9 protein-coding genes and 1 pseudogene are annotated in these 11269 nt (G+C 71.8%); 2 read left to right on the top strand and 8 right to left on the bottom strand.

The window, feature by feature from the left end:
* Positions 1–10: 10 nt before the first annotated feature.
* The 4 genes from ACWCRD_RS19760 to ACWCRD_RS19745 form a co-directional block, all read right to left on the bottom strand.
* Entirely contained in the window at positions 11–1084 is a 1074-nt protein-coding gene (locus ACWCRD_RS19760) for a PhoH family protein (RefSeq protein WP_450967098.1), read from the bottom strand.
* Between the two features lie 144 nt (positions 1085–1228).
* Positions 1229–2377, bottom strand: coding sequence for a carbohydrate kinase family protein (locus ACWCRD_RS19755; protein ID WP_450967097.1), 1149 nt, complete (start codon positions 2375–2377; stop codon positions 1229–1231).
* A 155-nt stretch (positions 2378–2532) separates the two neighbouring features.
* Entirely contained in the window at positions 2533–3822 is a 1290-nt protein-coding gene (locus tag ACWCRD_RS19750) for a glucarate dehydratase family protein (protein ID WP_450967096.1), read from the bottom strand.
* Positions 3819–3950: a hypothetical protein gene (locus ACWCRD_RS19745; RefSeq protein ID WP_450967095.1), complete on the bottom strand. Its 132-nt coding sequence runs from the start codon at positions 3948–3950 to the stop codon at positions 3819–3821. The genes ACWCRD_RS19750 and ACWCRD_RS19745 overlap by 4 nt, the downstream gene beginning before the upstream one ends.
* Before the next feature lie 66 nt (positions 3951–4016).
* On the opposite strand from ACWCRD_RS19745, the pseudogene ACWCRD_RS19740 reads away from it, so the two are divergent.
* Positions 4017–4133, top strand: a pseudogene (locus ACWCRD_RS19740) (IclR family transcriptional regulator domain-containing protein); the annotation flags it as partial.
* A gap of 282 nt (positions 4134–4415) precedes the next feature.
* The gene (locus tag ACWCRD_RS19735; protein WP_450967094.1) at positions 4416–5672 is read left to right on the top strand and encodes an MFS transporter; all 1257 of its coding nucleotides are present in this window, start codon (positions 4416–4418) and stop codon (positions 5670–5672) included.
* Here ACWCRD_RS19735 and ACWCRD_RS19730 read toward each other — a convergent pair.
* From ACWCRD_RS19730 to ACWCRD_RS19715, 4 genes are all read right to left on the bottom strand, one after another.
* The gene (locus tag ACWCRD_RS19730) at positions 5669–6658 is read right to left on the bottom strand and encodes an adenosine deaminase (RefSeq protein ID WP_450967093.1); all 990 of its coding nucleotides are present in this window, start codon (positions 6656–6658) and stop codon (positions 5669–5671) included. The two genes, ACWCRD_RS19735 and ACWCRD_RS19730, sit on opposite strands and share 4 nt — an antisense overlap.
* Positions 6659–6678: 20 nt before the next feature.
* Positions 6679–7611 carry a ribonuclease Z gene (locus ACWCRD_RS19725; RefSeq protein ID WP_450967092.1) on the bottom strand — a complete coding sequence of 311 codons (933 nt, stop codon included), beginning with the start codon at positions 7609–7611 and terminating at the stop codon, positions 6679–6681.
* Positions 7612–7632: 21 nt separating this feature from the next.
* Positions 7633–7986, bottom strand: a complete 354-nt coding sequence (locus tag ACWCRD_RS19720) for a histidine triad nucleotide-binding protein (RefSeq protein ID WP_450967091.1) — start codon at positions 7984–7986, stop codon at positions 7633–7635.
* Between the two features lie 65 nt (positions 7987–8051).
* Positions 8052–11249, bottom strand: coding sequence for a S41 family peptidase (locus tag ACWCRD_RS19715; protein WP_450967090.1), 3198 nt, complete (start codon positions 11247–11249; stop codon positions 8052–8054).
* Between the last annotated feature and the right edge of the window lie 20 nt (positions 11250–11269).

The raw sequence follows: 11269 nt of genomic DNA, 5'->3' as shown, positions 1-11269 counted from the left end.
GCTGCTGCTTCTACTTCCCTTTGTGCCCGGACTGCCTGCCCCGGCCGCCCTTGTGGGCGCCGTTCTCGGTGCCGTGCTGGCTGTCGTACTTCTCGTACGCGTCGACGATACGGCCGACGAGCTTGTGCCGTACGACATCGTGGGACGTGAGGCGCGAGAAGTGGACGTCGTCGAGGCCCTCGAGGATCTCCTGCACCTGGCGCAGACCCGACTTGGTGCCGGTCGGCAGGTCGACCTGCGTCACGTCACCGGTGATCACGATCTTCGAGTCGAACCCGAGGCGGGTGAGGAACATCTTCATCTGCTCGGGCGAGGTGTTCTGGGCCTCGTCCAGGATGATGAAGGCGTCATTGAGCGTGCGGCCCCGCATATATGCCAGCGGCGCCACCTCAATGGTCCCCGCCGCCATCAGCCGGGGGATCGAGTCCGGGTCGAGCATGTCGTGCAGCGCGTCGTACAGCGGGCGCAGATACGGGTCGATCTTCTCGTAGAGGGTGCCGGGCAGGAAGCCGAGCCGCTCGCCCGCCTCGACCGCGGGCCGGGTCAGGATGATGCGGTTGACCTGCTTGGACTGCAGGGCCTGCACGGCCTTGGCCATGGCGAGGTATGTCTTTCCCGTACCCGCCGGGCCGATGCCGAAGACGATCGTGTGCTTGTCGATCGCGTCGACATACCGCTTCTGGTTGAGGGTCTTGGGGCGGATCGTGCGGCCGCGCGAGGAGAGGATGTTCTGGGTGAGGACCTCGGCCGGGGTCTCCTGGCCTTCGCCCTCGCCGTTCTCACTCGCTCTGAGCATGGCGATCGAGCGTTCCACTGCGTCCTCCGTCATCGGTTGCCCGGTGCGGAGCACCAGCATCATCTCGTCGAACAGGCGCTGGATGAGGGCGACTTCCGCGGGGTCGCCGACCGCGCTGATCTCATTGCCCCGGACATGTATGTCGGCCGCCGGGAAGGCCTTCTCGATCACGCGCAGAAGGGAGTCGCCGGACCCCAGAACGGTCACCATGGGGTGTTGGGCGGGGACGGTGAACTCTGCTCTCGCCTGCCCCTGCGCGGGGGTGTGAGCTGTGGGTGTCTGAGTCATGGGCCGGCTCTGTAGGCCTTGCTCGTCCTCCTCGAAACGGCACGCCAGCCACTGGGGCTGCCTTGGCGGTTTCAAGGGTACGCCGGGGGACTGACAACGCCGTAGGCCTTTTCGGCAGACGCTGTTCCACACCGGTGGCAGTGGTCAGGCCGACCTGAACCCGATCGTCGGTACGGCCCTGCGCCGCGGCCACGGTCTCGCGGCCTCCCCTCGAGGGATCAGGCGCTCCAGGAACGCGTACCGCAGCAGCGCCTCCGGGTCCTGCCCCTCCACCGACTGCACCCTCCGCCACCAGGCCGCGATCTCCGCCCACCCCGGCGCCGACAGCGAGCCGCCGAACTCCTGGACGGACAGCGCGGAGGTCAGCCCCGCGAAGGCCAGCCGGTCCGCCAGCGGCCAGTCCGCCAACGTGCCGGTGACGAAGCCCGCGACGAACACATCGCCCGCACCGGTCGGATCCAGGGCCTCCACGGCGATCGCGGGCACCTCGGCCGTCTCCCCGGTGCGCCGGTCGACGGCGTACGCGCCCTCCGCACCGAGGGTGACCACCGCGAGCGGAACGTGCTCGGTGAGGGCGTGTGCGGCGGCCCTCGGGGAGGCGGCGCCGGTGTACCGCATGGCTTCCTCCGCGTTCGGCAGGAAGGCCTCGCAGTGTTCGAGGTCGGTCAGGCCCGCCAGGTCCCAGGCGCCGGTCTCGTCCCAGCCGACGTCGGCGAAGATGCGGGTGCCCTGGTGCGCGGCCTGGGCGATCCAGGGGGCGCGCCTGCCGGGGGTGAGGGAGGCGACGGCGGCACGCGCGCGGGGCGCGCGGTCGGGGGCGCCCCCCAGGGTGAACACGGTCTCCGGCGGTGGCTCGTGGCCGTGGGAGACCATCGTGCGCTCGCCCTCGTACGCCATTGAGACGGTGACCGAGGAGTGCCAGCCGGGGACCCTGCGCGAGGTGGACAGGTCGATGCCCTCGCCCTGCTCCAGGGCGTCCCAGCAGTACTCCCCGTAGTGGTCGTCGCCGAAGGCCGCCGCGAGGGAGGTCCTCAGGCCCAGGCGGGCCAGTGCGGTGGCCATGTTGGCGACGCCGCCGGGGCTCGACCCCATCCCCCGTGCCCAGGACTCGGTGCCGCGCACCGGGGCGGAGTCGAGCCCGGTGAAGATGATGTCGAGGAAGACGGGGCCGGTGAGATACACGTCCCAGGGGGGATCGTCCGGGGTGCGCAGTACGGCCAGCGGGTCGACCTGCGCCTGGCACTCCGGTCCCGCTGTGATGGGTGCTGGTCCCTTTCCGTTGGACGCGCTCACGGTGCACTCCCTGACATGGTGCGGATCAGGCCAGTGTGCACCACCCCACCGCCGACACGCCGGTCGCGGCATTCAGCCCCTCCGGCGTTTGAGGAGCGGGGGTCCAGGGGGCAGAGCCCCCTGGGACGGGAACGGGTAAGGGCGGCGGGGGCGATCTACCAGCGGGGCACCGCAGGCGTCACCCACCCCGGCTCCGCGACCCGCATGGCAGCGGCGTCGTCACGTTCGCGCAGCGCCCCGTCGTCGTCCAGCCACCGCTGATGCAGAAACTCCAGCTTGGCGCGGTCGAGCTCGACCCCGAGCCCGGGAGCGTCCGAGACAGCGACCTTCCCACCGTCGAACGTCAGCCGCGCGCCGAGCACGTCCTCCGACTGCCACGGATAGTGCGAGTCGCAGGCATGGTGCAGATTCGGCACGGTGGCGGCGACATGCGTCATCGCGGCCAGACTGATCCCCAGATGGGTGTTGGAGTGCATGGACACCCCGACCCCGAACGTGCGGCAGATGACGGCCAGTTGCTGCGTGTTGCGCAGCCCGCCCCAGTAGTGGTGGTCCGACAGCACCACCTGGACGGCGTCCCGCGTGAACGCCTCCTTGATCTCGGCGAAGGTCGTCACGCACATGTTGGTGGCGAGCGGCACCCCGGTGGCGGCGGAGACCTCGGCCATGGCGGGGGTGCCGAGCGCCGGGTCCTCCAGGTATTCGAGGACGTCCCCGAGCTCCTCGGCCACCTTCAGCGAAGTCTCCACGGACCAGGCGCCGTTGGGGTCCAGTCGCAGCGGATGGCCGGGAAACGCCTCCGCGAGGGCCCGTACGGCGGCGATCTCCTCGTCCGGCGGGAAGACACCGCCCTTGAGCTTGAACGAGGTAAACCCGTACCGCTCCTTGAACAGCCGGGCCTGCTCCACCACCCCGGCCGGGTCGAGGGCGGCGCCCCAGTCGTCCTTCTCGCAGGCCACGCCCTCGGGATGGTCGGCCCACTTGTAGAACAGGTAGGCGCTGTACTCGACCGCGTCGCGCACCTTGCCGCCGAGCAGTGCGTGCACGGGCAGGCCGAGCGCCTTGCCGAGGGCGTCGAGACAGGCGACCTCGAAGCCGGAGACGACGGACAGCCGCAGCTTGTCGGCGGTCTGGACACCGCGCAGTCCGCCGACGTCGACCTGGTTCTCGACCCGTGCGGAGTCCACGGAGACCTCGTCGGCAACCGTGAACAGTCCGTTCAGATCGCTGACTTGACGGCCTTTCAGCTTCTCGGCGAAGGGGCGGGCGAGCTCCAGGTACTTGGTGTCGCCGTACGTCTCGCCGATGCCCGTGATCCCGTCGGCCGTCACCACCTCCACGATCAGCCGCGGGGTGTACGGCTGGTGGACGCCCTGCGTGTTGAGGAGGGGCGGGTCGGCGACCAGGATCGGCGTCAGCCGTACGTCGGTGATGGTGAGGTTCACAGGGCGGCTCCTACGAGGTCGGGTCCGGTGGTGAGCAGGGCTTCGGGGCCGCCGCCTTGACCGGCGACACGGCGTATCCCGGTACGTGTCCTGCGGGGCAGCGACCAGGGCTCCACCTCACCCGTCACGACGTCTCCCCATGTAGATGCCATCCATGTATGGAGACAGAGCCTAGATATGCGAACAGCAGCGGTCAACGGTCCGGTCGGTATCTGCGGACCATCAGCCGCGTCGGCCGTCGGCTGCCCGCGCACGCGGGCGCGCTCGGCAAGGCACTGCCGGCCGAGCGGGACGACGAGGAGCTGCCCGAGAGCGGATCGTGGCGGTGATGCGGGAGATCCGCCTGAAGATCGAGGCGACGGCACCGGGTGCCGAGGCTCGGCACACTGGCGTCGAGGCGCCCGACCAGCCCATTTGGCGCGCTTATCTACCCGGCCCCTCCCGCCCCAAACGCAACGTGCGCCACATCACACCCCCCGCGTTTCTTTCCCGAACCGCGTGCTTGATACAAATTCTCCGCGCGTTCCTGTCCGTCGACGGTCGTCGCCCCACCCCTGCTTGAGCCGCTTCTTTCGCATGCCCTGGGAACGCCCGTGTTCGCGCCTCGCACCACCCCCTGGCCCCTCGTCGCCCTTTTCACGGCCGGGTACCTCGCTCCGTATCTGCTGCCGACGACCGTCGGACGGCTCGAAGCGGGGCTTCCGCTCTCCGCGACCGAGGCGGGTGCCATCGGCAGTGCGCTGCTGCTGAGTTCGGCCGCGGCCGGCTTCCTGCTCGCCTCCCGCGTCGACCGCATCGGCCCTCGCACGCTGGCCCGCATCGGTCTCGTGCTCGCGGTCCTCGGCTACGGCGGCGCCGCGCTGACCCACTCGATCCCCGCGGTCGTCGTGGGTGCGCTCGTCGGCGGTTTCGGCTCCGGTACGGCGACGACGGTCGCCGCCACCGGGATCGCCGCGCAGCCGGACCCGCACCGGACGACCACGCTGGGCCTGCTCGGCGTCTCCGCGCTCGCGGGCGCCGTCTATCTGGCGGTTCCCCACCTGGGCGCGGGCCACGGGCAGCCCCTCGCCGCGATCGCGCTCACCGCGCTCGCGGTCTGGCCGCTCACCGGCCGGCTCCCGGTCCGTACGGCACTCGCGCGCAGCCCCCTCGGCGGCACCCGTCTCCCCCGGCGGCGTTCCGGACTGGTCCTCGCCCTCGTCATGTTCTGCTGGTCGCTCGCGCAGAACGCGCTGTGGGGGGTCAGCGGCCGCATCGGCCTGGCCCAGGCGCACCTCGCGGAGGCCACCGTCGGTGCCGTCTTCGCGGTGGCGCTCGGCGCGGGGCTGCTGGGGGTCGTCGGCGCGGGAGCGGTCGGGCCGCGGTTCGGACGCGCGCTGCCCATCGGGGCGGGAACGGCGCTGATCTCCGGCTGCATCGTGCTCAGCGCGTCCGCGACCGACCTGACGACCTTCGCGAGCGGTGAGATCGCCTGGAACGTGCTCTACCCGGTCGTCCTGTCGTATGTGATCGGCCTGGCGGCCTCCCTGGACCCACGCGGCCGCTGGGCGGTCCTCGTCGGCTCGGCGTCCTCGCTGGGAACGGCGGCGGGGCCACTGACCGGGAGCGTGCTGGCGGCGCAGGCGGGGTTCCCGGTGATGGGTGCGGTCCTGGCCGTGGGGCTGCTTGTTGTCGCGGTGCCGCTGACCGCGGTGGCGGGCACCTCAGCCCGTTGGGGGTCCCCCCACGCCCTTAAGGCAGTGGGGGAGTTTGAGGACGAGGCCGTTCAGGCCGAAGCGGGGGGCTGGGGGCGGCAGCCCCCAGCAACGCCCACAACAACCCCCGCACCGGACTTCACCACCGCCGCCTAGAACTCGTACGCCTCCACCTCGGAGAGATACCGCGCCCGCCGCTCCTCGTCGTCCTCCAGGAAGGACGCGAGGAACGAGTTGCGGGCCAGTTCCCGCAACCGTTCCTCGGTCAGCCCGAGCGCCGAGCGCACCGCGTCGAAGTTGTCGCCGACGTAGCCGCCGAAGTAGGCGGGGTCGTCTGAGTTGACCGTGCACATCAACCCCGCGTCCAGCATGGCCGGGAGCGGGTGGTCGGCGAGGGTGTCGACCGTCCGGAGGCGGACATTGGACAACGGGCACAGAGTCAGCGGGATGCGCTCCCGGACCAGCCGCTCGACCAGCTCGGGGGATTCCATGCACCTGAGCCCGTGGTCCACCCGCTCCACCCCGAGCACGTCCAGCGCCTCGGTGATGTACTCCGGCGGGCCCTCCTCGCCGGCGTGCGCCACCCGGCGCAGACCGAGCGCGGCGGCGGCCTCGTACACCTCGCGGAACTTGACCGGCGGGTGCCCGACCTCGGCGGAGTCGAGGCCGACGCCGGTGATCCGGTCCAGGTACGGCTTCGCGGCCTCCAGGGTCTGCAGCGCCGACTCGGCGGACTCGTCCCGCAGGAAGCACAGGATCAGCCGGGTGGAGACGCCATGCGCCGACTCGCTGTGCTGCAGCGCCCGCCACAGCCCCGCCACGACCGTGCCCATGCCCACGCCCCGCGCGAGGTGCGCCTGCGGGTCGAAGAAGATCTCCGCGTGCCGCACGCCCTGCGCGGCGGCGCGGGCGAGGTACGCGTTCGCGAGGTCCTCGAAGTCCCGCTCGGTGCGCAGGACCGCCATGAGCTCGTAGTACAGGTTCAGGAAGGACTGGAGGTCCTCGAACTCGTAGGCCTTGCGGAGTTCGTCGGTGTCGGCGTACGGCAGCTCGACGCCGTTGCGGGCGGCCAGCTCGAACGCGAGCTCCGGCTCCAGGGTGCCTTCGATGTGCAGGTGCAGTTCAGCTTTGGGGAGGGGCATCAAAGCATCGTACGGCTGCCTTACCGGCGTTTCGGAACCGGTACTCGTAGAAGATCGTGCGCGATCGTCAGCTCGCCCTCGAAGCCGGCCGCCCGCGCCTGCCGCTCGAACTCTCCCCCAGACTCCGTCCGGGAGGTGCCCCCAGCCTCGGGGTAGCGCTGGCTGAAGTGCGTGAGCACGAGGTGCCGTACGCCCGCCTCGCGCGCGACCGCCGCCGCCTGGCCCGCGGTGAGGTGGCCGTGCTCGACCGCGAGGCCGGTGTCCTCGTCGAGGAACGTCGACTCGATGACGAGCATGTCGCAGCCCTCGGCGAGCGCGTGCACCCCCTCGCACAGGCGGGTGTCCATGACGAACGCGAACCGCTGGCCGCGGCGCACCTCGCTGACGTCTTCCAGGGACACCCCGCCGAGCGCGCCGTCCCGCTGGATACGGCCGACGTCCGGTCCCTTGATGCCGTGCGCGGCGAGGCGGTCGGGGAGCATACGGCGGCCGTCGGGTTCGGTCAGCCGGTAGCCGTAGGACTCCACGGGGTGGGAGAGCTTGCGCGCTTCGAGGGTGTACGAGGCGGTGACGGCCAGGGGGCCGTCGGTGTCGACCGGGGCCTCGGTGAGGCCGACCGTCTCGCGGTAGGCGGTGGCGTACCTCAGGCGGTCGAAGAAGCGCTGCCCGGAGCGCGGGTAGTGCGCGGTGATCTCGTGCGGGACCTTGTCGAGGTTGATGCGCTGGATGACGCCCGCGAGGCCCAGCGAGTGGTCGCCGTGGAAGTGGGTGACGCAGATCCGGTTGAGGTCGTGCGCGGCCGCCCCGGCACGCAGCATCTGGCGCTGCGTGCCCTCGCCGGGGTCGAAGAGGATGCCCTCGCCGTCCCAGCGCAGCAGGTAGCCGTTGTGGTTGCGGTGCCGGGTGGGGACCTGGCTGGCGGTGCCGAGGACCACCAATTCACGTACGGACACGGTGACTTACGTCCTTCTGGGTCAGCCGGGGGGCCACTGCAGGCCGCGGCCGCCGAGGACGTGCGCGTGGGCGTGCCAGACGGTCTGGCCGGCGCCGGCGCCCGTGTTGAAGACGATGCGGTAGCTCTCCAGCTTGTCCTCGTCGGCGACCGACTGGGCCTCGCGGAGCACGTCGGCGGCGAGTTCCGGCGCGCCGGCGGCGAGCGCGGCCGCGTCCCTGTAGTGCGCCTTGGGGATCACCAGGACATGGGTGGGCGCCTGGGGGTTGATGTCCCGGAAGGCGACGGTGGTCTCCGTCTCGCGCACGATCGTCGCCGGCACATGCCCCGCGACGATCTTGCAGAACAGGCAGTCGTCCTGCGGCTCCCCTGCCATGTGGTCTCCTCAAGCCGGTTGACCGATCACGCTGATCGCGTACGGGGGCATCGTATCCAGGGACGTCAGTCCAGGCTCGGGGGTGTCTTGGCGGGTGTCTCCTCCAGGGCGGCCAGCGCGAGGCGGATCGCCTCGTCCAGTTGGACGTCCCGTCCCGCCGCGTAGTCCTGCGGCCGCTGGACCACCTCCACGTCCGGGTCCACCCCGCGGTTCTCGACGTCCCAGCCGTAACCCTCCAGCCAGAAGGCGTACTTGGGCTGGGTGACGAGCGTGCCGTCCACCAGGCGGTAGCGGCTGTCGATGCCGATGACACCGCCCCAGGTCCGGGTGCCGACGACGGGACCGATGCCGAGTGCCTTGATGGCCGCGTTGACGATGTCGCCGTCGGAGCCGGAGAACTCGTTGGCGACGGCGACCACGGGCCCGCGGGGTGCGTCCGCCGGATAGCTGTACGGCCGCAGGCCGCGGGGCACGGCCCAGCCGACGATCCGCCGCGCCAGCTTCTCGACGACGAGTTGGGAGGTGTGGCCGCCCCGGTTCTCCCGGACGTCCACGACGAGGCCCTCCCGGGCCACCTCGACCCGCAGGTCCCGGTGGATCTGGGCCCAGCCAGGCGCCTGCATGTCGGGGACGTGCAGATAGCCGATCCGCCCGCCGGACTTCTCGTGGACGTAGGCCCGCCGGTCCGCGACCCAGGCGTGGTACCGCAGCGGCTCCTCGTCCGCGACCGGCACGACCACCGCGTGCCGCAGCTCGCCCCCGCCGGCCGGCGAGATCGTCAGCTCGACCGGCTTGCCCGCCGTGCCGACGAGCAGCGGGCCGGGCCCGGTCACCGGGTCCACAGGCTGCCCGCCCACCGCGGCGATCGCGTCCCCGGCCCGTACCGCGACGCCCGGCGCGGCCAGCGGGGAGCGGGCGTCGGGGTCGGAGGTCTCGGTCGGCAGGATGCGGTCGATGCGCCAACTGCCGTCCTCATGGCGGGAGATGTCGGCTCCGAGGAGCCCTTGCCGGGGTCCGTTGCCGTATCCGCGGTGCGGCATCACATAGGCGTGCGAGGTGCCGAGCTCGCCGTGCACCTCCCACAGGAGGTCGACGAGGTCGTCGTGGGTGGCCACACGGTCCAGGACCGGCCGGTAGCGGTCGAGGACGCCGGTCCAGTCGACGCCGCTCATGTCCGGCCGCCAGAAGTGGTCCCGCATGATGCGGCCGGTCTCCTCGTACATCTGCCGCCACTCGGCCGAGGGATCGACGGTCTGCCGTACCCGGGTCAGGTCGACGGTGATGTTGGTGTCGCCGGCGTCGTCGTTGGACGCGCGCCGGTCGCTGGGTACGACCTTCAGCCGTCCGTCGGTCCACAGCAGGACGCGCTTGCCGTCGCCGCTGACCCGGAAGTGGTCGGCATCGGCGGCGAGATGCTCCAGGCGGTGCTGGACGAGGTCGTAGCGCTCCAGCTCGGTCTTGGGGTCGGGATCGTCGGGGGTGGCCCTGGACACCCCGAGGACGCCCTGCACGGGGTGGCGCAGCCACAGCACGCCGTCCTTCGCGGCACGCAGGCCGGAGTAGCGGCCGGCCTCCACCGGGAAGGGCACGATCCGGTCGGCGAGGCCTTCGAGGTCGATGCGGGTGGCCGGGGTGCCCTCGCTGTCGGGGGTCTCGTCCTTGTCGGGGGTGTCGAAGGGGCGTCCGTGCCGCTGCGGGCCGAAGGGGGAGGGGGTGGTCGCCGCGAGGGTGATCAGGTGCGGGCGGTCGCCGACCACGAAGGCGAGGTCGAAGACGTGCTCGTCGTAGACCGGGTCGAAGGAGCGGTTGGAGAGGAAGGCGAGGTGTTTGCCGTCGAGGGTGAAGGCGGGCGCGTAGTCCCGGAAGCGCAACGGGGTCGCCTCGGTGACCGTCAGGTCGGTGGTGTGGGCGATGCGGAGCTGGCGCAGCGGGCGCGGGCCGGGGTGGGACCAGGCGAGCCAGGACGAGTCGGGCGAGAAGACCAGGCCGCTGACGTCCCCGTCCTCGCTGCGGTCGATCTCGCGGACCTCGCCGGTCTCCCGCTCGACGAGCAGGACGCGTCCGTCGTGCGCGGCGACCGCGGCCCGGCTGCCGTCGGGTGCCATGGCGAGAGCGAGGACGCGCCCGAGCTGTCCGGCGGCGAGGCGGCGCGGGGTGGCGCCGGGTGCCAGACCGGTGGCGGGCGCGAACTCCAGGGCGTCCTCGCCCTCCGCGTCCGTCACCCACACCACCCATTCCTCGCCCTCGGCGCGGAAGGTGCGCGGCAACCGGGCCCGTACGCCGGGTTCGGCGGCGAGCGCGCGGGTGGGACCGGAGCGGTGGGTGACCCAGTGGACGGCTCCGCGCACGGCGACCGCGCTGCCGCGTGCGGTGTGGTCGGGGGCGGCCGAGCCGAACCAGTGGGAGGCGTTGACGGCGAACGGCAGGCGTTCGGCGCGCTGCCCGCCGAGCCGGATGTCGAGGCGTCGGGGCTCGGCTCCGTCGAGGTCGTCGAGGATCCACAGCTCACCGGCCGAGGAGTAGACGACACGGGCGCCGTCGCCGGCGGCGTGCCGGGCGTAGAAGCCGTCGAGGGGGGTGTGCCGGCGCAGGTCGGAGCCGTCGGCGAGGGAGGAGTACACCGCCCCGACACCCTCGTGGTCGGACAGGAAGGCGATGCGCTCCCCCGCCCACACCGGGAACTCCAGGTTCCCGTGGAGCTCTTCATGCAGCCGTACGAATTCGCCGTTCCCGTCCCGGTCGATCCACAGCTTGCCCGCCGTGCCCCCGCGGTACCGCTTCCACCAGGCGGCCTCGCGCCCCATGGGTGCGGACAGCAGGACGGTGCTCGGCCCGTGGGCGACATGCCCGACGAGGCCGTACGGCAGGACGGCGGAGGGTCCGCCGTCGAGCGGGACGGAGTGCGCCCAGCTGCGGCGCAGGTTCGCCTGGCCGTGCGTGGTGATCGCGAGGACCTGCCCGTCCGGGGTCCAGCCGCGCACCTGGGTGCGCCAACTGCCCCAGTGGGTCAGCCGCTCGGCGGGTCCGCCGGCGACCGGGGCGATGTGCACCTCGGGGGCGCCGTCGCGGGTGGAGGTCCAGGCGACGGTCGTGCCGTCGGGCGAGATGCGGGGCAGGGTGACCGGTGTGTTGTCCACGCTGACCCGCCAGGCGCGTCCGCCGTCGACGGGGGCGAGCCACACGTCGTCCTCTGCCGTGAAGGCCACCAACTCGCCCCACAGGTGCGGAAACCGGAGATAGGCAGGCGTCGCAGGCTGTGTCACCCGATCACCCTACGCAGCGG

This window comes from Streptomyces sp. NPDC002092, from assembly GCF_053593775.1.
This window is presented reverse-complemented; position numbering and strand designations above follow the sequence as displayed.